20 protein-coding genes and 2 pseudogenes are annotated in these 23,751 nt (G+C 65.2%); 7 read left to right on the forward strand and 15 right to left on the reverse strand.

The window, feature by feature from the left end; all coding sequences use genetic code 11:
• The first annotated feature begins 172 nt into the window (after window positions 1-172).
• Entirely contained in the window at window positions 173-835 is a 663-nt protein-coding gene (locus HAP41_RS34060) for a response regulator transcription factor (protein ID WP_166089732.1), read from the forward strand.
• Window positions 832-2,145, forward strand: coding sequence for an ATP-binding protein (locus tag HAP41_RS34065; protein ID WP_166089709.1), 1,314 nt, complete (start codon window positions 832-834; stop codon window positions 2,143-2,145). Before HAP41_RS34060 ends, HAP41_RS34065 begins: the two co-directional genes overlap by 4 nt.
• A gap of 1 nt (window position 2,146) precedes the next feature.
• Here the strand turns inward: HAP41_RS34065 and HAP41_RS34070 are convergent, their stop codons facing one another.
• A complete protein-coding gene (locus tag HAP41_RS34070; protein WP_175618037.1) occupies window positions 2,147-2,878 on the reverse strand; it encodes a cytochrome c biogenesis CcdA family protein in 732 nt (243 codons plus the stop codon).
• 206 nt (window positions 2,879-3,084) lie between these two features.
• Entirely contained in the window at window positions 3,085-3,351 is a 267-nt protein-coding gene (locus HAP41_RS34075) for a hypothetical protein (RefSeq protein WP_028152051.1), read from the reverse strand.
• A gap of 482 nt (window positions 3,352-3,833) precedes the next feature.
• Here HAP41_RS34075 and HAP41_RS34080 point away from each other — a divergent pair, with 482 nt between their 5' ends.
• From HAP41_RS34080 to HAP41_RS34095, 4 genes and pseudogenes are all read left to right on the forward strand, one after another.
• Window positions 3,834-4,883, forward strand: coding sequence for a LysR family transcriptional regulator (locus HAP41_RS34080; RefSeq protein ID WP_038943246.1), 1,050 nt, complete (start codon window positions 3,834-3,836; stop codon window positions 4,881-4,883).
• A gap of 25 nt (window positions 4,884-4,908) precedes the next feature.
• Window positions 4,909-5,280 (forward strand): helix-turn-helix domain-containing protein, encoded by a 372-nt coding sequence (locus tag HAP41_RS34085; RefSeq protein WP_166089689.1) that lies wholly within the window; start codon window positions 4,909-4,911, stop codon window positions 5,278-5,280.
• 397 nt (window positions 5,281-5,677) lie between these two features.
• Entirely contained in the window at window positions 5,678-7,027 is a 1,350-nt protein-coding gene (locus tag HAP41_RS34090; RefSeq protein ID WP_166089682.1) for a L,D-transpeptidase family protein, read from the forward strand.
• A 177-nt stretch (window positions 7,028-7,204) separates the two neighbouring features.
• Window positions 7,205-8,025: pseudogene (locus HAP41_RS34095) on the forward strand (enoyl-CoA hydratase).
• Between the two features lie 15 nt (window positions 8,026-8,040).
• Here HAP41_RS34095 and HAP41_RS34100 read toward each other — a convergent pair.
• The 9 genes from HAP41_RS34100 to HAP41_RS34140 all read right to left on the reverse strand — a co-directional run bounded on the left by HAP41_RS34100 (window position 8,041) and on the right by HAP41_RS34140 (window position 17,603).
• Complete coding sequence (locus HAP41_RS34100) at window positions 8,041-8,457, reverse strand: ASCH domain-containing protein (RefSeq protein ID WP_166089674.1); 417 nt, start codon at window positions 8,455-8,457, stop codon at window positions 8,041-8,043.
• Window positions 8,458-8,495: 38 nt separating this feature from the next.
• Window positions 8,496-9,575, reverse strand: a complete 1,080-nt coding sequence (locus tag HAP41_RS34105; RefSeq protein WP_166089666.1) for an isocitrate/isopropylmalate dehydrogenase family protein — start codon at window positions 9,573-9,575, stop codon at window positions 8,496-8,498.
• 135 nt (window positions 9,576-9,710) lie between these two features.
• Window positions 9,711-10,778 carry an alcohol dehydrogenase gene (locus tag HAP41_RS34110; RefSeq protein WP_166089648.1) on the reverse strand — a complete coding sequence of 356 codons (1,068 nt, stop codon included), beginning with the start codon at window positions 10,776-10,778 and terminating at the stop codon, window positions 9,711-9,713.
• 178 nt (window positions 10,779-10,956) lie between these two features.
• Entirely contained in the window at window positions 10,957-11,928 is a 972-nt protein-coding gene (locus HAP41_RS34115; protein ID WP_166105617.1) for an ABC transporter ATP-binding protein, read from the reverse strand.
• Window positions 11,928-12,920, reverse strand: a complete 993-nt coding sequence (locus HAP41_RS34120) for an ABC transporter ATP-binding protein (protein ID WP_166089612.1) — start codon at window positions 12,918-12,920, stop codon at window positions 11,928-11,930. Before HAP41_RS34120 ends, HAP41_RS34115 begins: the two co-directional genes overlap by 1 nt.
• The gene (locus HAP41_RS34125; protein ID WP_166089604.1) at window positions 12,917-13,786 is read right to left on the reverse strand and encodes an ABC transporter permease; all 870 of its coding nucleotides are present in this window, start codon (window positions 13,784-13,786) and stop codon (window positions 12,917-12,919) included. The genes HAP41_RS34120 and HAP41_RS34125 overlap by 4 nt, the downstream gene beginning before the upstream one ends.
• Window positions 13,773-14,723: an ABC transporter permease gene (locus HAP41_RS34130; protein ID WP_166089583.1), complete on the reverse strand. Its 951-nt coding sequence runs from the start codon at window positions 14,721-14,723 to the stop codon at window positions 13,773-13,775. Before HAP41_RS34130 ends, HAP41_RS34125 begins: the two co-directional genes overlap by 14 nt.
• A 7-nt stretch (window positions 14,724-14,730) precedes the next feature.
• Window positions 14,731-16,275: an ABC transporter substrate-binding protein gene (locus tag HAP41_RS34135; protein ID WP_166089580.1), complete on the reverse strand. Its 1,545-nt coding sequence runs from the start codon at window positions 16,273-16,275 to the stop codon at window positions 14,731-14,733.
• Between the two features lie 131 nt (window positions 16,276-16,406).
• A complete protein-coding gene (locus tag HAP41_RS34140) occupies window positions 16,407-17,603 on the reverse strand; it encodes a CaiB/BaiF CoA transferase family protein (RefSeq protein ID WP_166089543.1) in 1,197 nt (398 codons plus the stop codon).
• A gap of 192 nt (window positions 17,604-17,795) precedes the next feature.
• Here HAP41_RS34140 and glgA point away from each other — a divergent pair.
• Window positions 17,796-19,028: pseudogene (gene glgA, locus HAP41_RS34145) on the forward strand (glycogen synthase GlgA); the annotation flags it as partial.
• A gap of 54 nt (window positions 19,029-19,082) precedes the next feature.
• Here glgA and HAP41_RS34150 read toward each other — a convergent pair.
• The 4 genes from HAP41_RS34150 to HAP41_RS34165 form a co-directional block, all read right to left on the reverse strand.
• Window positions 19,083-20,033: an oxygenase MpaB family protein gene (locus HAP41_RS34150; protein ID WP_166105615.1), complete on the reverse strand. Its 951-nt coding sequence runs from the start codon at window positions 20,031-20,033 to the stop codon at window positions 19,083-19,085.
• 77 nt (window positions 20,034-20,110) lie between these two features.
• Window positions 20,111-21,253, reverse strand: a complete 1,143-nt coding sequence (locus HAP41_RS34155; protein WP_166089539.1) for a patatin-like phospholipase family protein — start codon at window positions 21,251-21,253, stop codon at window positions 20,111-20,113.
• 132 nt (window positions 21,254-21,385) lie between these two features.
• A complete protein-coding gene (gene ccoS, locus HAP41_RS34160; protein ID WP_014497059.1) occupies window positions 21,386-21,553 on the reverse strand; it encodes a cbb3-type cytochrome oxidase assembly protein CcoS in 168 nt (55 codons plus the stop codon).
• Window positions 21,553-23,742, reverse strand: coding sequence for a cation-translocating P-type ATPase (locus tag HAP41_RS34165; protein ID WP_166089530.1), 2,190 nt, complete (start codon window positions 23,740-23,742; stop codon window positions 21,553-21,555). Before HAP41_RS34165 ends, ccoS begins: the two co-directional genes overlap by 1 nt.
• Between the last annotated feature and the right edge of the window lie 9 nt (window positions 23,743-23,751).

Raw genomic sequence — 23,751 nt, forward strand, 5'->3', positions numbered from 1 at the left:
AGATGAGGATTAGATCGGATTTAGAATAGGTCGAGCCTCTCTACGCTCACGCCCAAATTTGTAAGAGTTCTAAATTGAGGCGCAGGCGGTTGACCATTTGGCCGCGGTGTCGAATGTGGCGCTTGGTGCTGCGACGCGCCACCACTCCAACACAGCGATTTTCCCTGAATCAATGCGCCTCCTGCTGATCGAAGACGATCCGATGTTCAGCAAGGCGCTCGTCCGCGGATTGAAGCGAAACGGAATGACCGTGGACTGGACCCGCGACGGACAGGACGGCTACGCCGCGCTGAAACGCGCCGAGCACGCGATCACGCTGCTCGATATCGGACTACCCGGCATGACCGGCTTCGAGATTCTCAAGGCCGCGCGCAGCAGAAAGGCTTCGCCCATCCTGGTGATCACGGCCCGCGACCGGGTCGAGGACATGGTCGCGGGACTCGATCTCGGCGCCGACGACTTCATCGTCAAGCCGTTCGAGTTGCGCGCCCTGCTCGCGCGCATCCGCGCGATCATGCGCAGGGTCAACGACCGCTCCAATTCGCTGATGAGCAGCAAGGAGATCACGCTCGATCCATCGACCCATGTGGCGACCTTCCGCGGCATCCAATCGACGCTTTCCGCGCGGGAGTTCTCGGTGATGTACGCCCTGATGGAGCGTCCCGGAACCATTCTGTCGCGCGGCCAGATCGAGAGCCGGATCTACGGCTGGAGCGACGAGGTGCAGAGCAACGCCGTTGACGTCGTCATCCACGGCTTGCGCAAGCGGTATGGCAAGGACGTCATCCGGAACATCCGCGGTGCCGGTTGGATGGTCACGAAGTCCGGATCATGAGCTCTCTTCGCAAGACCATCATCACGCGTGCGACGCTGTTGCTGGCCGCCATCGGCCTCTTGGCGACGGCAACATCGTTCGGCCTGGTCGCCTATGAGATGAACAAGTTCCTCGACGCGCAGTTGCAGGAGATCGCCGTCAATGTCGGTCCAGGCGACCGCAACGGTGCGGGTCCGCTGCTCGAAAGCGAAGACGAGGATCGGTTGGTCGTCCGCATCTGGGATCGCTCCGGCGCGCTGCTGCATCGGGCGGGTCCTCCGATCGATATTCCCTGGCAATCAGTGCCGGGATTGTCCGACGTGACCGCCGACGGGCAGGATTGGCGCGTCTATCGCTGGAGTCACGCGCAGCACGATATCCAGATCGCGCAGGCGTGGAGCGCCAGGCACGAGATCGCGCTGCACGCGGCGACAGGCGCCGCGCTTCCGCTGCTGCTCGCCATTCCGCTGGTCTGGGCCGTTCTGGGTTGGTCGATCAGCCGCACGATGGGCGGTCTGCAACGGCTGTCGGCCGAAATCGGCCAGCGCAGCGTCGATGCGCAGGAGCCCCTGCGTCCGGTGGGCGTACCGGCGGAAGTGGCTCCGCTGATCGTTGCCATCGACAAGCTCGTCGATCGTCACCGGTCGGCACTCGAAGCGCAGCGCCGCTTCGTGGCGGACGCAGCGCACGAACTGAGGACACCTCTGGCCGCGCTCCAGATTCAGGCGGAAAACCTGATCGCCGCGGATCTGTCCGGACAGACTCGCGAGCTTGCCGACGAACTTCGGGACGGCGTGCGGCGCGCATCGCATCTGGCGAGCCAGTTGCTCGAAATGGCCAGAACGGAAGGCGCCTCGATCCGGAAGCGCGACGACATCGATCTTGCCGCGCTCGCGACGTCGTTGCTAGCGGACTTCTATCCGCTGGCTGAGGCGCGCAACGTCCAGCTCGCGATGACGGCGGAGACACCGTGCAGGTTCCTCGGCGATCGCGACGCGATCGGCAAGCTCATCGCCATCCTGCTGGACAACGCCATTCGCTATTCAGGCTCAGGCGGCTCCGTGGAACTCAGGGTCGTCAATGACGGCAAGATTTGCGCGCTGGAGATCGTCGATGACGGCCCAGGCATTCCCGAGGATGCAATGCCGTTCATCTACGACCGCTTCTTCAGGGCTGCGCCCCAGGGCGTCGAGGGGACCGGGCTTGGTCTTGCGATCGCCAAATCCACCGCCGACCGGCACGGCTTCAGGCTGATGCATCAGAACCGGAGCGGCGCGACCGGCATCGTCGCGCATGTCCGGCTTGACCTGACTACCGTGCCGACCGCGTGAGCTAACCGATCGTCTGCAGCGCCGGAAACGTCTCGAGCAGCCAGATGCTGACATTCGAGACCGTGCCGGTGAGGAAGCCGATGCCGGTGATCACCATCAGGACGCCCATGGCGCGCTCGACATTGACGAGCTGGCCCTTCATCCGCGCGAACAGCTTCGAGAACTGCTCGATCATCAGGGCGGCGATCAGGAAGGGAATGCCGAGGCCGGCCGAATAGACTGCGAGCAGGCCCGCCCCCCTCGTCACCGTCGCCTCCGCCGCGGCGATCGAGAGGATCGCGGCAAGGATCGGGCCGATGCACGGCGTCCAGCCGAAGGCGAAGGCGAGGCCCATCACATAGGCGCCCCACAGGCCGACAGGCTTGGGCGCGGTCAGGCGCCCCTCGCGCATCAACAGGCCGATCCGCGTCAGTCCCAGGAAGTGCAGGCCCATGATGATGATGACGATGCCGGCAAGGATCGACAGCTCGGCCGACCATGCACGAATCAGCCCGCCGATCAGCGAAGCGCTGGCGCCGAGCGCCACGAACACCGTGGAGAAGCCGAGCACGAACAGGAGCGCCGACATCATGATGGCGCGCTTGGACGCCGAGGCCGGCTCCTTGTTCTCGACATGCTCGATCGTGGCGCCCGTGAGATAGATCAGATAGGGCGGAACCAGGGGCAGAACGCAGGGAGAGAGGAAGCTGACGAGGCCGGCAATCAGGGCCGCCGGGATCGAGACATTTTGCATGATGCAGTCGGAGCCATCTCAGGCTCTTTGGCCGCGCACCGGGAATGCGCGCGGCGGGAGCCGAACCGGCTCTGGTGTAGCCGATGCCGGGGAATGCGCACAACAGAGGCGCACGAAACCAGGCTCCTCCCGATGCCGTCTGCGATCACAGATGCGGCATCGGGACGCGCACAAACCTCGCCAAAAAGCGAGACTCGGCGGCGCTGCTACTTCACCACGCGGAGCAGCGGACGCCGGGGCTGGTCCTGCGTCTGCTTGGAGGGGGGCTGCGGTTCGCTTCCAGCGCTCCGCAACATTTCGTCGCACAGCGCCTTGAGATCGGCACTGTCAATTCCTTTGAGCTTCATCCGCACGTCGAGGATGACGATGGACAGCAGCTCGGCCGACTCGCGGTTGTTGCTCTCGTTGAGAACCTTGCGGCACTCCTCAAGCGTTTCCAGCACCGACTGCAACTGTTCGTCTGAATGCGACACCGGCGTTCTTTCCGTTAGTTCGGCCTGCGAGACGTGTTTGTGGAAATCCCCTCGGCCCCCATGGGATACCGAGAATAACACGAGGCGCCGACGCCTCCGAACATGATTTCAGTATGATTTTGCCGGGAAACCGTGGCTCCCGCGAACATCGACCCGCTGCGCGGGACGCCATTATCGTCGTGGCCGGGAGTCGAACGCGCGGCACTGGATGATCGACCCATTCCGCGCGGCGACAGCTCGCGCGCAAGGACTTCCGTGACGGAAAACGCCGACAATCCTGCAGCCATTTCAGGGCTCGCAACGGAACTCACGCCACACCCCTCATTCCAACGTTGGTCGGCCGATTCGATTCTCAGCCTTAGTAACACTCGGATACCGCCCACGAGGCAGTAACGATGGCGTTCAAAAGTCGCCGTTCCCCAACCCGCAGTGGTTGTGGTTTGCGCCCAATTCTGCCAGTTTAGCAACCCGAAGGGACTTGTATGCACTCCTTGGCGGAAAGGGGCGTTCCACAGGAGGAACGCCCAAAGATCAACATCAGCGGCCTCTCCGATTGGGATGCGGCCCGCATATTCCTGGAAGTCGTTCGATGCGGCAGTTTTCGCTCGGCGTCTGAACGCCTGTCGCTGTCGATCAACGCCGTCCGCCGCCGGATTGATGATTTCGAGCGCCAGACCGGCACCACCCTGTTCACCCGCGACGTCCACGGCACGCATCTGACCGATGAAGGTGCACTGGTGGTCTCCGCAGTCGAGCGCATGGAGGCGGCCGCCTTCGACGTGCTGCGCACCAGCGATTCGACGGCCAACGCCCTGTCCGGCGAAGTTCGCGTGGCCGTCACCGAGGGTCTCGGGACGTTCTGGCTCGCCCCGCGGCTGGTCGAATTCCAGCAGGCCTATCCGAAGATCCTGGTCGACCTGCATTGCGCGATGCGCTCGGCCGATGTCTCTCGTCACGAGGCCGACGTCGCCATCCATCTGTCGCGTCCCTCCGCGCTCGACGTCAAGCTGGTGCGGCTCGGCCGCATGCACCTGATGTTCTGGGCTTCGGAAAAATACCTTGAGAAACACGGCACGCCGCGCTCGGCGCTCGAATTGATCAAGCACCGCCTGGTGCTGCAATTCGCCGACCAGCTTGCCGCCAAGGAAACCTTCGAGAGCTTCTTCCCAGGCGTTCCGGAACGTGACCTGCTGGTCATGAAGACCAACGTCTCAAGCGCCAATTATTGGGCGGTCGCGAATGGCGCCGGCATCGGCGTATTCCCGAGCTACGCCATTGCGCTTGGCGGGAAGTTGATTCCACTGGAGGTCGAGCTGAACAGGCCGCTGGATATCTGGTTGTCCTACCACCCTGGTAGCGGCCGGATTCCACGCGTTCGGCACATGATTGACTGGCTGATCGAAGCTTTCAATCCGGCGCGATTCCCGTGGTTTAAGGAAGAGTTCGTGCATCCGCATGAATTCAAGGACGAGTATATGGGCGAACCCCTGACCCAGCTCTTCGGGGGATTTTCAACCGAAGAACAAAGGTGAGAGTATGAAAGCAGCGGCGAAAAGAATGAAGCAGCGCAGCGCCGGCAAGCCGGACATTGAGCTTGGCAAGCGGATCCGTCTGCGGCGCGTCGAGATGAAGATCTCGCAGGCCGAGCTCGGCGAGAAGCTCGGCGTGAGCTTCCAGCAGGTCCAGAAATACGAGAAGGGCGTCAATCGCGTCGGCGCGGCTCGGCTTCAGCAGATCGCCACCGCCCTCGATGTGCCCGTGACCTTCTTCTATAACGGCGACAACAAGGCGCGCGAAGTCGAGAGCCTGCTGTTCCTCGATTCCGCCTTCAGCCTCCGCCTGCTGCGCGCCTACAGCAAGATCAAGGACCAGACGGTGCAGCGTCAGCTCGTCTCGCTGATGGAATCGATCGCAGCGAACGAGGCCTGAGCCGATCGGGCTCTGACCTTTACGGCCGATGTTCAATCCGCCGCGTCACGGGGGCGCGGCCGGATTGAACGAGACCCAGTCCGCGCGCTTGCGCGCGGCTCTCCTTTCGGGGCGGCCAAGCCGCCCTTTTTTCTTGCGGGTTTCTTGCTGCGGGTTTCCTGGCAATTTGCCCACCATTGCCGCGGATTTCGCGAACCGAACCCGCCCCTGCTGCGACCCAATCGAGACGCCCCGCCTCGAACGCGCGGGCTTTCGACTGCCGTGCTTAATGGGACCTCAACTCCGAGGCTCTAGCTTCCCGCCCGATTTTTGCGAATCGGCGCACGCAGCGCGGCGAGCGGGAATTGCCAATGCGAGCGCCCGTCCGGGCCTCGTCCTCGTGGGGAAGATGGGACACATGTCGAAACGCCATGCGATGATCGTTGCCGTCGGCGTGCTCGCGAGCGCCTCCGCGCTGGCGCAAACCGAAACCACGGGACAGGCAGGCCCGAGGCCTGCAACGGCGGCCGGTACTGTGCCGGCCGCGGCGAACCCGGCCCATGCTGCCGCGCCGAAGGCTGCCGCGCCCGCTTCGACGGCAGAGAGCCGCTCCGCCGCGGCGCTCGCGCTGACGCACGAGCCAACCTATGACGAGGGCTCGGCTCAGCGCATCAAGGATGCCGCGCTCAGCTACTCCGATCTTGCCGTACGCGGCGGCTGGCCGACCATCCCTGCCGATGCCAAGTTCGCCCTCGGCGTCCAAGGCGCCAGCGACGAGCTGCTGCGCAAGCGACTTATCCTCTCCGGCGATCTCGCCGCCAACAAGGCGACCGGCGCCTTCGACCAAGATCTCGCCGACGCCGTAAAACGCTTCCAGGCCCGCCATGGACTGGCGCCGACCGGCACGGTGACGCCGCGTACGGTCGCGGCGATGAACGTCTCCGTGCAGAAGCGCATCCGGCAGCTGGAGGCTTCGCTCCAGCGGCTCGAGAACATGAATTTCGGCTTCGGCCAGCGCTATGTCGTGATCAACATCCCCGCCGCGTTTGCCGAAGCGGTCGAGAACGATGTGGTGGTGCGGCGCTATCGCGTGATCGTCGGCAAGACCGAAAAGCCCTCGCCGACGCTGACGGCCCAGATCACCAGCGTCGTGCTCAATCCGACCTGGACGGTGCCGTCCTCGATCGCCAAGACGGAGATCTCGGCACATATGCGCAAGGATCCGACCTATTTGTCGCGCATGCACATGGAGGTGCTCGACGCCCACGACAATCCGATTGATCCGCACGCGGTCGACTGGTCGGGCACGCACACGCCGAACTTCACCGTGCGCCAGCACAACGGCACCTTCAACGCGCTCGGCGCGGTGAAGATCGACATGCCGAACGCCTATTCGGTCTATATGCACGACACCAACCAGCGCAATCTGTTCAGCGACGACTACCGCTTCGATTCCCATGGCTGCTCGCGCGTCGACAATGTACGCGATCTCGCCGCGTGGCTGCTGAAGGACCAGCCGAAATGGAGCCGCGCCGCGATCGATGCCGAGATTGCGAGCGGCCAGCACCTCGAGGTCGCCATGGCGAAGAAGGTGCCGGTGGCCTGGATCTACCTCACGGCATGGATGACCAAGGACCAGACCGTCCAGTTCCGCAACGACGTCTATAATCAGGACGAGCAGTTGCTGGAGGCCACCGCCGAAGAGGCGGCGTTCTTCAGCAATGCAGGCAGCCATCCCCTGACCGCCCACATGCACGCAACGCAGTAGCGCATGATCCGGAAAAGTGTGCAGCGGTATTCCGAAAAGATCATGCTCAAGGAATAACCGCTTTTCGCGCCATGCAATCGCGGCACAGGCGGATGCAAAGCCGCGTCCCTCGTCGCGGTTGACCCGGGCCGCGCCCCGGCCGCACATTGCGCTCGGCCTACGACAAGCGAGCGCGCAATGCCTGACAATTCCAGCACGACCGAAACACCCCTTGCCGACGGCAAGATCCTCAAGCAGGTCATCGACGGCATCGGCGTGATCACCTTCAACAATCCTGACAAGCGCAACGCGATGTCGCTGGAGATGTGGGAGGGATTTGGCGAGGCGCTGACGAGCCTGCGCGATGACGCGACGGTTCGCGTCGTGATCCTGCGCGGCGCCGGCGGCAAGGCATTCGTCTCCGGGGCCGACATCAGCCAGTTCGAGAAGACCCGCCACAATGCGGCGGCGTCCGAGGAATATGCCAGGCGCAGCGCCGCCCAGCGCGCGCTGCTCGCCGACTATCCCAAGCCGACCATCGCCTGCATCGAGGGCTTTTGCCTCGGCGGCGGCATGCAGGTCGCGATGCTCGCCGACATCCGCCTCGCCGCACATGGCAGCCAGTTCGGCATTCCCGCGGCAAAGCTCGGCATCGCCTACGGCTATGACGGCTTGAAGCATCTGGTGTCGCTGGTCGGCCCGTCCTGGGCACGGCTTCTGATGTACACGGGCATGCGGATCGATTCCGCCGAGGCGCTGCGCATTGGCCTCGTCGAGCGCTTGTTCCCGATCGACGAGTTGTGGGGGAGACGATGACGATCGCGCAGACCATCTCAGAGAACGCCCCGCTCGCGATCAAGGCCGCCAAGATCACCATCGCACAGGTGTTGAAGGACGAGAGCCAGCGCGACCTGGAGGCGATCAAGGCGATCGGTCACGCCTGCATGGACAGCGCGGACTTTCGCGAGGGCCGGCAGGCCTTCATGGAAAAGCGCAAGCCGCAGTTTACGGGCAAGTAGCCTCGGCGTCCGGGCTCAGCAAGGCGCAGGCGCCTGATCACCAAACACCTCGATCAGGCGGAAGCGCTCGCACATCAGCATCATGTCCTCGCTGAATCGTCCGAGCCGGCCGAAATAGGTCCGATGGGCGCTACGCCAATAGGCGAGGCTTCGATCGCCTTCGCCCTCATCGTGCGCAAACGCGGCATCGACGTCATTGAAGCGCCGATAGGTGATCTCGACGGATTCGATGACGCAGCGCGGTTCTCCGCGCCCGTTGAGTACGACCCAGCGCTCACCCGGCGTGGACGTGTTCGGTTCGTCTTCCGTACTGCAAGTCGCGGTCTTGACGCCCTTGACGACGAGTTCAACCAATTCATCCGCGAGCGCGGGATTGTCGCCGAAGGCGAAGGTCCGGAGGTGCCGATAGTGCTCGGGAGCCGGATTGCTCATTGACTTCCAGCTCCTCCGATATCGACCGCCTGCGGTAACTACAGCGCAGCGAGCACCGCTTTCGTAATGTCAGCCGTGCCGTTGCTGCCGCCGAACTCCATCGGCTTGATGCCGCCGGCGTAGATCTGATCCACTGCACGCTCGATCTGCTCGCCGGCTTCCGCCGCGCTCTCGACGCCGTGCTTGTCGGCGAGCCAGTCCAGCATCATCGCCGCCGACAGGATCATGCCGGTCGGATTGGCCTTGCCCTGCCCCATGATGTCTGGTGCGGTGCCGTGGCAGGGCTGGAACACGGCATATTTGTCGCCGATGTCGGCGGACGGCGCCATGCCGAGGCCACCGATCAGGCTCGCGGTGATGTCGGAGACGATGTCGCCGAACATGTTCTCCATCACCATCACGTCGAAATCCCAGGGACGCTTCACCAGCATCGCCGAGCAGGCATCGACATAGAGCCGGTCGGTCTTCACCTCCGGATGCTTCTTCTCGATCTCGTCGAAGATACCGCGGAAGAACGCAAAAGCCTTGAACACGTTCGCCTTGTCGACGCAGGCAAGCATCCCCGGCTTGCCGCGCGCCTTGCGCCGCTCGGCGAGCCGAAACGAGAACTCAAACAGGCGTTCGGAGGTCTTGCGCGTGATCACCATGGTCTCGCGCGCGTCCTCATGGGTGACGACGCCCTTGCCCATCGAGGCGAACAGGCCTTCGGTGGATTCGCGGATCACGACGAGATCGATGCCGCGCTGGTCGGCGCCGACGATCGGGCTCGGCACGCCCGGAATGAGCCGCGCCGGGCGCACGCCGGCATAGAGATCGAAGATGAAGCGCAGCTCGATCTGCGGCGCGATCTCGGTATTATCGGGGTAGCGGACCGACGGCAGGCCACAGGCGCCGAGCAGGATCGCGTCGGCCTCCTCGCAGAGCTTGATGGTGGAATCGGGCATCGACTTGCCGGTCGCGAGATAATTGTTGGCGCCGGCGGGCGCCTCGGTGAAGCGGAAGCGCAAGTCCGACTTCGCCTCGATCTTGCGCAAGACTTCGATGGCCGGTGCCATGACTTCGGGACCGATGCCGTCACCGGCGAGCACGGCAATGTGGAAGGCGTTGTTTGCGGACATTTGAGAGACCTTAGGAAGGAACGAGCCAAGGACGTCATTGCGAGGAGCGAAGCGACGAAGCAATCCAGACTGTGTCCGCGGAGGGATTTCTGGATTGCTTCGCTTCGCTCGCAATGACGGAGGAGAGAGCGTTTATTACGGCGTCAGCACCGTGCGACCGACCACCGCGCCCTGCTGCAATTGCACCAGCGCGTCATTGGCCTTGTTGAGCGGCTGGCGCGTCACCGGGATCGGCGGCACGTTCTTCGCGCGCACGAGGTCGAGCAGCTCCTGGGTCTCGCGCAGATTGCCGACATAGCTGCCCTGGATCGTCACCGCCTTGATCGGGATCAGCGGCAGCGCCCAGGTCGCGCCGCCGCCGAACAGGCCGACGATGACAAGCTTGCCGCCCTTGGTCAGGCAGTCGAAGCCGAGCTGCGTCGTTGCGGCGTTACCGACCAGATCGATCACGGCGCGGATCGGCCCGCCCGCCTTTTTGGCAAGCTGCTCCAGCGCGTCCGGCGCCTTGGGATCGACGGTCGCGAGCGCACCGGCCTTTTCCGCGGCCTCGCGCTTCCTGGCGTCGATGTCGACCATGATCGCGCCCTTGCCGCCCATTGCCTTCAGCAGCGACAGCGCCATCAGGCCAAGACCGCCGGCGCCGAACATCACGATCGGCGTGTCAAAATGCTGCTCGACCTTCTTCAGCGCGCTGTAGGTGGTGACGCCAGAGCAGGCGTAGGGCGCCGCCGAGGCGGGATCGAGCCCCTTCAGGTTGAGCAGATAGCGGGGATGAGGCACCAGCATGTGGTCGGAGTAGCCGCCGTCGCAATAGACGCCGAGCGAGCGCGGCGTCAGGCACATGTTCTCGTCACCGGCCAGGCACGTGGCGCACTTGCCGCAGCCGATCCAGGGATAGACGAGGCCGACATCGCCGAGCCTGAGATCGCCCTGGTCGGTCGGCTTCACGTCGGGGCCGAAGGCTGCGATTTCGCCGACCGTCTCATGGCCCATGGTCAGCGGCAGATTGATGCCGCGGTCCTTCAGCGACAGCGGCTTGCGGCCGTGGCCGAGATCGTAGCCGCCTTCCCAGATGTGGAGGTCGCTGTGGCAGACGCCGGCGGCCTTCACCTTGATCAGCACCTGCGTGCCCGACGGCTGCGGCGTGGCCTCGTCGAACTCCTGCAGCGGTGCCTTGAAATCGGCGACCTTGAAACTCTTCATCGGCGTTCTCCCGCATGCTTCTCATTGTCACGCCACCATGCCATGACCGGCGGGGCGAAACAAATCCGGGAGCCGTCTTACAGCGTTTTCGAGCGAAGTGGATACCGGTTCGCGTAAAGAAAACGCGTCAAAACGAGAATCTAGAGCCCCGTTCCGATCGCATCGGAACGGGGCTCTATTAGGCCCGCGGATGGTGGCAAGCCGCGAACTGGCCGGGTGCGACCTCGCGCAACTCCGGTATCTCCGCGCTGCATCGCTGGTCGGCCCGCGGGCAGCGGGTGCGGAAGCGGCAGCCGGACGGCGGCGCAATCGGCGATGGTGGCTCGCCGGTCGCCACACTCTCGACGGGACGCACGTCCGGATCGGGCACCGGGATCGCCTGCAACAGCAGGTCCGTGTAGGGATGCGCGGGCCTCGCGAACAATTGTTCCGACGGCCCGACCTCGCAGAGCCGGCCGAGATACATCACCGCGACGCGGTCGCTGACCGCTTTCACCACCGCGAGATCATGCGCGATGAACAGCAGCGTCAGGCCGAAGCGCGCCTTCATCTCCTCGAGCAGATTGAGGATCTGCGCGCGGATGGAGACGTCGAGCGCCGAGACCGGCTCGTCGCAGACGATGAATTCGGGGTTGAGCACCAGCGATCGTGCGATGCAGATGCGCTGGCACTGGCCGCCGGAGAATTCGTGCGGCAGACGGCCCGCTACGAGGTCAGGGTCGAGCCCGACCGCGGACAGCACGTCGTGAACGCGCCGCTTGCGCTCGGCGGCATCTTTCACGCCGGCGATGATCAGCGGCTCGGCAACGATGTCACCGATGCGCCGGCGCGGATTGAGCGAGGCGATCGGGTCCTGGAAGATCAGTTGCACGCGGCGGCGCATCTTGCGCAGCGCCTCGCCTTCCATCGCGGTGAGGTCCTCGCCGTCGAACAGCACGCGGCCGGACTTGGCGCGGCGCAATTGCAGCACCGCGCGCCCCAGCGTCGACTTGCCGCAGCCGGATTCGCCGACCAGCCCCAGCGTCTCACCGCGCGCGACCTGGAGGCTGACGCCGGAGACCGCGTGCACCGTCTTGTTGCCGAGACCATATTCGACGACGAGATTGTCGACGTTCAGGAGCGGCTCAGCGGGCATGGCAAACTGCATCATCATGCGCCAATCCCCTCCGTCATCTGGATGGGATGGAAGCAGGCATAGAGATGCCCCGGCATCTCCGCGCCCTTCAATTCGGGCTTGGCCTCGTGACAGCGCCCTGCGGCATAGCGGCAGCGTGGCACAAACGAGCAGCCTTTAAGTGGCCGGGTCGGATCGGGCGGACGGCCGGAGATGGCGGGCAGCGGCGTATGCGGCGCGGTCTCCAGCTTCGGGATCGCCGCCAGCAGCGCCTCGGTGTAGGGCATGTGCATGCGCTTGAACAACGCCTGCGTCGGCGCGCGCTCGACCACCCTGCCCGCATACATCACCGCGACCTCGTCGGCGCGGCCGGCGACGACGCCGAGATCGTGGGTGATGATGATCATCGCCATGTGGCGGCGGCGCTGCTCGCGCGCCAGCAGATCGAGGATCTGCGCCTGGATCGTGACGTCGAGCGCCGTGGTCGGCTCGTCCGCGATCAGCAGTTTCGGCTCGCAGGACAGCGCGATCGCAATCGCGATGCGCTGGCGCATGCCGCCGGAACATTGATGCGGATATTGCGCGAGCCGCTGCTCCGGCGCCGGAATGTCGACGGCGGCGAGCAGCTCGATGCTGCGCTTCCGCGCCGCCGGCGCATCCAGTTCGAGATGCTCCTGGATCGTCTCCATCAGCTGGGTGCCGATGGTCAGCACTGGGTTGAGCGAGGTCATGGGGTCCTGGAACACGACCGCGAGGTCGCGCCCGCGCAGGCGCCGCAGACGCTCGGAGTCGAGCCGCACCAGATCCTGGCCGTCGAACATCACGCGCCCGGTCAGCTTCGCCTTCTTCGGCAGCAGCTGAAGCACCGCGCGCGACAGCATGGTCTTGCCGCAGCCGGATTCGCCGACGATGCCGAGCGTGCGGCCCGCCTCCAGCGACAGGTCGACACGATCCACGGCGCGCAAATTGCCGCGCGGGGTCGGAAGTTCGACCGCCACGTCCGCGATGGTCAGAAGCGGCGCGCTCACAGCGCCCCCTGACGCGGGTCGGTCAGGGCCCGCAAGGTGTCGCCGACCAGGTTGAAGGCCAGCACGGTCAAGAGCAGCGCCGTTGCCGGCAGGAAGGCCAGCCGCGGCGCGACGTCGAGGCTGTCGCGCCCCTCGCCGATCATGCTGCCCCAGCTCGCCATCGGCGGCGGCACGCCGAGCCCGAGGAAGGACAGCGCGCCCTCGACTACGATGGTGACGGCGACGCCGAGCAGGAAGAAGGCCAGCAGCGGCAGGATCACGTTCGGCAGCAGCTCGCGCAGCAGGATGCGCGCATGGCTGGCGCCGAGCGCCTCGGCCGCGATCACGAACTCGCGCCGCGCCAGCGTCAGCGTCGCCGCGCGCGCCACCCGCATGAAGGCGGGAATGCCGAGCACGCCGAGGATCAGGGTGAGATTGGGAATCGACTGGCCGAGATAGGCGGTCACCGCGAGCGCGAAGATCAGCGGCGGAAACGCCAGCAGCACGTCCATGCTGCCGACCACCAGCGTTTCGAACCGGCCGCGGAAATAGCCGGCGAGGAGACCAAGCGCGCCGCCGAGCGCAAGGCCGATCATCGGCGCGATCAGCCCGACCGTCAGCGACACCCGCGCGCCAAAGATCAGGCGGGCGAATTCGTCGCGGCCGAGCCCGTCGGTGCCGAGCCAGTGTTCCCCGGAGAACGCGGCACGGCGCTCCAGCATGTCCATGTCTACAGGATTCTGCAGCGGCAGCACCGGCGCGAGGATCGCGAACGTCAGGACAATCGCGAGCCAGGCGCTCGCGAACCAGAACAACAGGCCGAGCCTGCGGCCGCGGCGGACGGGCGCCGACGCCTCGTCCTGGATGGAGAGCTCAAGCGTGGCCATGGCGGATCCTGGGATCGAGCACGGCGTAGAGCATGTCGACGATGAAATTGACGAGGACGAAGCCGCAGGCGACCAGCAGCACCACACCCTGGAGGATGACGAGGTCGCGGGTGTAGATCGCGCCGACCAGCAGGCGGCCGATGCCCGGCAGCGCGAAGATCGATTCCACGATCAGCGTGCCGCCCAGCAGGCGCCCAATATTGATGCCTGTCACCGTCACCAGGGTCAGCGACGATGGCTTGAGCGCATGCACGAACAGGATGCGCGCCGGCTTGAGGCCTTTGGCCTTGGCGAGCGCGATATAGTCCTCCTGCAGGGTCGCGATCATGTCGGAGCGCAGCACCCGCATGATGCCAGGCCATTCCGCCAGCGCCAGCGTCAGCGCCGGCAGCACGAAGAAGCGCAGGTTCGACAGCGGCTCCTCGATGAACGGCACATAGCCGGTCGCTGGCAGCCAGCGCAGCTCGACCGCGAACAGATAGATCAACAAAATCGCCATCAGGAACGACGGCATCGACAGCATGGCGAAGGCGCTGCCGGTCATGAAGCGGTCGAAGGCGCCACCGGCGCGCGCGGCGCAGGCGATTGCGAGCGGGACACCGATCAGGAGCCCGATGAACTCGGCCATCAGCATCAGCTCGAGCGAGACCGGAATACGCTCGGCTACCGCCTGCAACACCGTCTGCCCGGTGCGGAAGGAGCGGCCGAGATCGCCCTGCAGGACGTGACCGAGCCAGCTCAGGTAACGCCACCACAGCGGCTGGTCGAGCCCCATGTCACGGCACAAAGCCGCGACATTCTCCGGCGTCGCCTGATCGCCGAGGATGACATAGGCAAGGTCGCCCGGCAGCAACGCGGCGATCAGGAAGGTGAGCAGCGAGACGGCGAGCAGCACCGGCAGGATGGCAAGGAGCCGCCGCACGACGAAGTTCAGCATCGCGCGGTCATTCCAGCCAGGTGGTCGAGACGTCGATCACGCCGTTGTAGATTTTCGGAAAGCCCTTCAGCTTGGCGCTCGACAGCGCGTAATAGGTGTTCTGGAAGGTCCAGAACCAGATTGCCTCCTTGTTGATCAGGCGGCTGATCGCGCAATAGTCCTCGATACGCGCGGCGGGATCGGCGGTGACGCGGGAGTGGTCGAGCAGCCGATCGAGCTCCGGATCGGCGAAGTTGGCCAGCGCCAGCGGGCTGCCGCTGCGGAAGTTCGAATACATCTGCGGATCGGGATCGGCGAGGTCGACGATGCGCCAGGGTATGAGCTGGAACTGACGCATGAAGGCGCGCGGCGGGATGGTGGCCTGGTCGACCTGCTCGATCTCCATGTTGGCGCCGGCGCGCTTCCAGAATTGCTGGAGCACCTGGCCGATCATGCGGCCGCGGGGCGTCGCAGTCACCATCGTCTTGAATTCGACCGGCTTGCCATACTCCTTGATCAGCGCCTTGGCCTTCTCGACGTCGAACGGCAGCGCGCCGTCGTCCTTGCACTTGACCCAGGAGCCGTCGCCGTAGGGATTGGTCGCGGGCCGGCTCAGGCCGTTGCTGATCGCCTGCGACATCTTCGGGCGGTCGATCGCCATCACCAGCGCCTGCCGCACGCGGACGTCGTCGAACGGCGCCACCTTGGTGTTGAAGGCATAGACCTGCGCGCCCGAGCCTTTATAGGTGTGCACGGTGAGCTTGGAGTCCTTCTGCGCCTTCATGATGTTGTCAGCGTCGTTCTCGTCGTCCCAGATGATGTCGGCCTCGCCCGATTGCAGCGAGGCGAAACGCGACTGCGCGTCGGGCAGCGGCTTCAGGATGATGCGGTCGAGATAGGGACGGCCCTTGTCCCAGTAGCCCGGGTTCTTCTCCAGAACCATGCGATCGCCGGCCGTCCATGATTTCAGGATGTAGGGACCGGTGCCGACGGGATTGCGATTGTAGTCGTCGCCCTTGGTCTTCCACGCCGTCGGCGAATGCACGACGTTGTTCTGGCTCTGGATGGTGTTCGTCGCCGGCAAATTCACGGAAGGATCGGTGAGATTGTAGACGACAGTATATTCGTCGGGCGCCTGCACCTCCCTAACGTTGCTGATGTAGAAGGCGCAGCGGCACTTGTTGGCGGGGTCCTTCTGCCGGTCGAAATTCTCTTTGAAGGCTTGCGCATTGAACGGCGTGCCGTCGTGGAATTTCACGCCCTGGCGCAGCTTGAAGGTCCAGCTCTTGTAATCGTCCGAATGGGTCCAGGAGACTGCCAGCTTTGGCGCGGCCTCGCCCTTCTCGTCGAGCGTGGTGAGCGTATCGAAGATCGCGGCCGCAGCGGTGAAGGTCGAGGTGTCGTAGACCCCGACCTTGAGCGGATCGAAGCCCGTAATCTCCAGCTCCTGACCGACGGTGATGCTGCCGCCCGCCTTCTGCGCCTGTGCCGGCTCGGCCGGCGGAAGGAGAGAAAATGCCGCAACAAGGAAAATCGGCGCGTGCTTGCGCGCCGCGGCAGCAAGGTTCGTCATGGTTCCTCCCGGGATCCCTCGTCCGATGTTTCGGATCGTTGAATGACTCGGAGGCAAGCTTGGCGATAAATGCTCGCCACGGCAAGAGGAACACGCGAGAGATCAAACGCTGTAGTGGTGCTGCGATGCGCTCAGTTTGTCGCAGCCGTTTTGCCTGACGGAATTGGAGCATCGTCGGCGAGGCCGATCTCCTCGCGCAATTCGTCCGTGTGCTCGCCGAGCACGGCCATCGTTTTGGCGGGCGTGGTGTCGGCGCCCGACATCCGGAACGGCAGATTGAGCACCTGGAACGAGCCACCCTCGTCCTCGACGGACGAGAGCGCCTGCCGGTGCGCGAGTTGCGGATCGGCCAGCGCCTCAGACACGGTGCGATAGGCCGAGGCCGGCACACCGGCCGCGCCAAGCGCGACAAGACACGCGTCGGTCGTGAGTGGCCGCGACCAGGCCTCGACGCCGTCCATCATATCAGCCCAGTTCTCGCGGCGCGCGGCGTAGGTGGAGAAGCGCGGATCGGAAATCCATTCGGGACGGCCGATCACACCCATCAGGCACTGAAACGTCTTCTCACTCGCGACCGTGATCATGACATAGCCATTGGCCGTCTCGGTCGGCCCGAACATCGGGCGCGGCGGCGGCTTCACCGCGAATTGCGAGCTCTGCAGTTCGATCACCGTCAAGGTCAGCATCGATTCCAGCATCGAGACGTCGATGTGCTGGCCCTGCCCGGTCACCGTGCGCTGATAGAGCGCCGAAGCAATCGCGCCGAAACCGTAGGTGCCGGTGACTACGTCGGCATGGTAGATGCCGCAATAGTCGGGACGGCTGCGGCCGGGCTGATAGGCGAGATGCGCCATGTCGTAGCCGGAGGCCGCATGGATTACCGGCGCGTAGGCCGGCAGCTCGGCCGAGGGACCGGTCTGGCCGTAGCCCGAGATCGAGCAATAGATCAGCTTTGGATTGACCGGGCGCAGGCGGTCGTAGTCGAGCCGCAGCCGGTGCATCACGCCGGGGCGAAAATTCTCGACCAGGATATCGGCGGTCGCGGCGAGCCGGCGCACCGCCTCCTTGCCCTCCTCGGACTTGAGATCGAGCACGACGCTCTTCTTGCCGACGTTGAGCTGGCCGAATACGGTGCTGCACCCCTTGCGCAGCGGCGGCCGGGTGCGCATCGTCTCGCCGCCGTCGGTCTCGATCTTGATGACCTCGGCGCCCATGTCGGAAAGCATCCGCGCACAATGGGGGCCGGCGATGGTGGTCGAAAAATCCAGGACCCTGAGGCCCGCGAAGGCCTTTGTCGTCGTCCCCTCATGCTTATCTGCTAACGGCATGCCTGCTGCGCCCCTCGGCCTCTTAGGAACTATCGAAGTTCTCTCTTATTGATGCGCCGACCCTAGAGGGCGGCGGGTGAGTAGGAAAGTCTTTACCGAACGGACGCGTCTCACGGGCGGGCTTGGGAATTCCAGGACAACTGGACCCGTTCTTGCATAGCAATAAACGGGATCGGAAGAGGGCAGCTGTTCTTGAGGGTCTTGTTCGTCACAACCGAGATGGACGATTTCGTCCGCGTTGGCGGACTCGGCGCCGTTTCCGCTGCACTTCCCAGGGCGCTTCGCCCTCTCGCCGATATCCGGGTCATGTTGCCCGGCTACCGCGACATCATCGAACAACTCACGCATATTCACATCGTTGGCCGCTGCCCGGCGTTTGCGGAGATGCCGGCCTGCTCGCTCGGCCGGGCTGCGACCAAGGACGGGCTGCCGGTCTATGTGCTGTTGTGCTCACAACTCTACGACCGGCCCGGCAATCCCTATGGCGACGAGTCCGGACACGACTGGCCGGACAACGACATCCGCTTTGCGCGCTTTGCCTCGGCAGCCGCTGAGCTGGCCATGGGCAAGCTGGACAAGAATTGGGCAGCAGACCTGATCCATGCCAATGACTGGCAGGCCTCGCTCGTGCCGGCCTACCTCGCCTGGCGCGGCGCCAAGCTGCCGTCGATCCTGACCATCCACAACCTCGCCTACCAGGGACTCTTCCCGAAGGACTCGCTGCGGCGGATCGGCGTCCCCGAGAGCTCCTTCCATATCGACGGCGTCGAGTTCTACGACCAGCTCTCCTTCCTCAAGGCCGGGCTGGTCTATGCCTCGCACCTCACCACCGTCAGCGGCACCTATGCACGCGAGATCACGACGGAGGAATTCGGCTGCGGTCTCGAAGGCCTGCTTCGTGTCCGCTCGGATGCTGCCGAGCTCACCGGCATCCTCAACGGCATCGACGAGAGCTGGGACCCGCGCTCCTGTGCCCAGCTCGCTCAGCAATTCGGCGCCGGTGACTGGGTCGGCAAGAAGGCCAATGCGGATTACGTGCGCAAGCAGTTCGGGCTCGCGGTGTCGCGCGGCCCGATGTTCGCGATTGTCGCACGCCTCGTGCACCAGAAGGGTATCGACCTCGTACTGTCGGCCGCCGACGAGATCATCGATGCCGGCGGACAGATCGTGGTCACCGGCTCCGGCGAGCCCGCACTCGAGCAGGCGCTGATCGACGCGCATCGCCGCCGCCCCGACGCGATCGGGGTCACGATCGGCTTCAACGACGCCCAGGCGCGGCGCATCTTCGCGGGCAGCGATTTCACATTGATGCCGTCGCGCTTCGAACCGTGCGGCCTCAGCCAGATGTACGCCCAGCGCTTCGGCTCGCTGCCGATCGGTCACCAGACCGGCGGCTTGGCCGAAACCATCACCGACGGCGAGACCGATGTGGAGAGAGGCGCGCCACTCTATCGCCCGTCACTCCAAGAGCTGAGAACCTCACCCCTTCCCGCGCACATCCATTTGCGGCCGCCCGATCCAGGCGCGATTGAGACACCGGGTCATCCAGTCGGGCTGCGGCTCGCCCCGCAGCCGCGCCTGCGCTTCCTGGTAGGGACCGACATAGCGCAGCCGGTCTGGCAGTTTGGGATAGACGCGCCTGATCCATCTCAGCGCATTGTCGGCTGCCCGCTTGTCGCGCTCGTCGAATTCAAACCCGAAGCCCGCTCGCAGGCGCTCCGGCAACAGACTCGCCGTGAGCGCGCGATACCATCGCGGTGGCCGCAGCCACGGACGCGCGCCGCCAAGGATCTGCGCGGCGATCTCGCGCGCCGCCGGGCTGACGGTCAGCGTATCCGACTGCGCCATCGCCGCGGTGTAGGCCGCAAAGCCGGACCAGTCCGCGGGCAAATCGTCGGCCGTCAATCCGAACAAGGCGCCGAACATCCGGCTCTCGCTCCAGTAGCGCTCGCGCTCCTCCGCCGAGAGCGGCGGAAGGACCAGGTCATGCGCCATCACCGCGGTCTCGACCAGCGTCGCATGAACCCAGCGCAACGACGGAATGTCGTTTGCGCAGTAGCGCGAGCCTGCCGCGAACGGACCGACGGCCTCGGGCATCGCGCCGACGATCATGCTGTGGCGCCGATGCAGTTGCCGGGACGACAACTGCGCCCGGTCGAGCGAGCCGAACACCATCGCAAAGACGATGTCGAAGGTGCGATGGAAGCGGCCGATCGGATCGGCAAGGGTGCGCGAATGCTCCGCGATGGCGGCAGCGACCCAGGGATGCGCCAGCTGCAACAACAGCGCGCGGCCGGCGCCGAGAAAGATGAGGGCCTCCCGGTCGATCTGCCAGGTCACCGTGTCAGGGCCGAACACGCCGGCAACCGGTCCCGCGGCGTCAGCTCGGACCTGATCGAGGGCCAATTCCAGATCGTTCCCGGATACCAACTGCAAGGCCTCTCAAAAGCGGACGACGACCAACAATCCGCAGGGCCTGTGGCAATTCGATGAAAGCGGACGCGGCCCTACTCCGCCGCCATCGGCATCTCGTCCATATGCTCGTGCAGCACCACGCCGGCGAGCGGATCGAATTCACCGATCCACGGCTTTCGCGCCAGCACCGACCTCGTGTGGGCGTAGCCCGCATGCCAGCGCCGCGTAATGCCTGACGGACTGAAGTCGATATCCTTGGTATGGGTTTCGCGATCGAGCTGCGGCGCCAGCAGCCGCACCACATGCATGCGGGTCGGACAGCCGTAGCTCATCAACTCCCTCACCGCGGGATCGTTGCGCTCGCTCTCGGGCAACCGCGCGGCAAGCTGGTTGATGACGTGGCGCAAGCGATGGGCCTGCTGCTGCCGCACGATCTGGCTCGCGATGCGGCTGGAGTACTGCACGTCCTTATGGCGGTTCAAGACCTCCGCCATCGTGGTCGGCTCGGCGCCGACGGAATTCCACAGATGCACGGAGAAAATCAGCGAATCCCTGCGTGGATTGTCATCGAATACGGCCTCCGTCGGCGTGTTCGACAGGATGCCGCCGTCCCAATACAGCTCGCCATCGATGCGCACCGCCGGGAAGGCCGGCGGCAGCGCGCCCGAAGCCATGACATGCTTCACCGTCAGTTCGCCGTCGCGGCTGTCGAAATAGCGCATTTCGCTGGTGCCGACATGAGCCGCACCGACCGTCAGTCGCGGCGCGCAGCGATTGGCGAGATCGAAATCGACCAGCTCGCTCAGCGTCTTCTCCAGTGGCGCGGTCGAATAGAAGCCGGCGTGATCGGCGCCGAGCGGAAAGGAATCTCCCGCATGCGCCAGCGGGTTGGGCCGGAAGAAGCCGGGAATGCCGTTGGTGACAGTCGACAAATAGGCGAGCTTCTCGCTGAAGTCGGGAAAGGCGCCGCCCAGAGCCCAGACCGGATTCTGCTCCATCCGCTTCCAGAACTCCTTCAGGCGCGCGAGCCTATTTTCCGGCGCATTACCGGCGATCAGGCTCCCGTTGATGGCACCGATCGAGGTGCCGATGACCCAGTCCGGCTCGATCCCGGCCTCGTGCAGGGCCTGGTAGACGCCCGCCTGATAGGAGCCGAGCGCACCGCCGCCTTGCAGCACCAGCACGACCTGTCCCGGCAGATCGTTAGGCCCGCACACTCCGACATTTTTCTGCATGCTCGTCACGCTCCTGCTCCGGAGAGCCTGCCCCGTCGCTTCTACGTAAGATCCTCCGGCATTGTTACGCCCGGCGACCGCCGGCCGTCCAGCGACCATGTCCGAAAAGGGCAGCGCGGAACCAACGGAGCGTTAACGCTTGACCGGGGCGTCCTGCGGCGGCTCGTCGTCGGCGATGGCCCGCCAGGCCGCGCCGTCGAGATCGTCATATTGGCCGCTGCGCAGCGACCAGAGGAAGGCGACGAGGCCGGCGCCTCCGAGCATCAGCGCCAGCGGCACCAGGATGACCAGGATTTCCATCACACGATCTCCCGTGACGAACTGCGCGCCCGCAGTGAATTCAGCATCACCAGGATCGACGACCCGCTCATGGCCGCCGCCGCAATCAGGGGCGTCACCACGCCGCTGATCGCGACCGGCACGGCGAGGACGTTATAGCCGATCGCCAGCCAGAGGTTCTGCCGCATCAGATGCAGCGCCTTGCGCGCGGAGTCGATCGCGGCGACGACAGGCGCCAGCGGCCGGCCGAGGAAGACGAGATCGGCGGTCGCCTGGCTGAGATGCGCGGCCGAGATCGGCGACATCGAGACATGGGCCGCCGCCAGCGAGGGCGCGTCGTTCATGCCGTCGCCGACCATCAGCACTTTGGCGCCGCGCCGCTTCAGTTCCTCGATCCGCGCGATCTTGTCGGCCGGCGTGACACCGGCGCGCCATTCGGCGATGCCCAGCGCATGGGCCGCCGCGATCACCGCGGGCTCGCGGTCGCCGGACAGAATCTCCATGCCGATATTCCGCGCCTTCAGCGCCGCGATCACGGCCTGCGCGTCCGGCCGCAGGCCCTGGCGCACCGAGAGGATGAACTTTTCAGTCCCTTTGCTGAAAGCCACGATGGAGGCCTCAGGGTCGAGCGTGGCGCCGCCGACCAGCGCTTCGGCGCCGCAGAATAACGGACGGCCAAGGCGAAGCTCGACACCGTCCACCACAGCGCGCACGCCCTGCCCGGCCTCCTCGACCGCGCCAACGATCGGCGACCTTGCACCGGCGGCCTGCGCGACGGCGGCGGCAACGGGATGGTGGCTCGACAGCGCGAGCCGGCCGGCAAGTGCAAAAATGTCGGCGGGAATATCGGCCGCGTTCATCACCTCGAGATCGGGCAGCGTCAGCGTGCCGGTCTTGTCGAAGATGACGTGATCGGCTTCGGCCAGCCGCTCGATGGCGTCGCCGGAATTGAGCAGCACGCCAGCTTTGAACATCGCGCCCGAGGCTACCGTCTGCACGGTGGGGATCGCAAGCCCGAGCGCGCAGGGACAGGTGATGATCAGCACGGCCACGCCGGTCACGATCGCATCGTGCCAGCCGGCGCCCGCGATGACCCAGCCCAAAATGGTGATCAGCGCGGTCGCATGCACCACCGGCGCGTAGAGCCGCGAGGCGCGGTCGGCGAGCCGCATGTAGCGCGAACGCGCCTGCAGCGCGTTGTCGAGCAGCCGCGTGATCTCGGCGAGCAGCGTCGCCTCCGACGCCGCCGAGACCCGCACCCGCAGCGTGCCGGAGATGTTCATGGAGCCCGCATAGACCGCCGTGCCCTGCTCCGCCGTGACATAGAGCGTCTCGCCGGTCATCAGGCTCTGGTCGATCTCGGAGCGTCCCTCGATCACCGTGCCGTCGACGGCGCAACGCTCGCCGGGCCGGAGCAGCACGATGTCGCCGGGATGGATCGCCGCGACCGGCACCTGCGAGATTTCGTCGGGACCGACGAATTTTGCGGCCGTCTCCGCTTTCAAGGCGGCGAGATTGCCGGCGACCGCGCGGGTCCGCCGCCGCATGTTCTGGTCGAGGAAGCGGCCGACCAGCAGGAAGGTCAGCAGCATGATCGCCGCGTCGAAATAGGCGTGCTCGGCGTGGTGGATGGTCTCGACCACGGACATGCCGAGTGCAAGGCACACCCCGATCGAGATCGGCACATCCATGTTGGTGGTCTTGGCCGACAGCGCGCGCCAGGCCGAGCGGAAGAACGGCTGGCCGGCATAGGCCGCCGCCGGCAGCGCGATCAGCGCCGACAGCCAGTGGAAGAAGTCGCGCTGCTCCGGCAGCATGTCCGAGACGTTGCCGGACCAGACCGGGATCGACAGCATCATCACATTCATGGTGGCGAACGCGGCGACGCCGAGGCAGCGCAGCAGGAAGCGGGATTCGGCCACTTCCGTTGCTTCCGCGCTCTCGGTCTCATAAGGATAGGCCTTGTAGCCGAGCTCTTCGAGCCGATCGATGAAGCGGGCCGGGTCGAGCGTGCCCTGCTTCCATTCCAGCGCGACGCGGCGGTCGGTGAGATTCACGCGCGCCAGCGTGACGTCGGGGATGGCCGACAGTCCGCGCTCGATCTTGGCCATGCAGCCGGCGCAGTGAACGCCCTCGACGGCGAGATCGATGTGCTTGATGCCCTCGCCCGCGGCCCGGACGTAGTGCGAAAAATCCCGCGTGACCTGCATGACGAATTC

Source organism: Bradyrhizobium barranii subsp. apii, from assembly GCF_011516635.5.
Classification (GTDB): Bacteria; Pseudomonadota; Alphaproteobacteria; order Rhizobiales; family Xanthobacteraceae; genus Bradyrhizobium; species Bradyrhizobium barranii.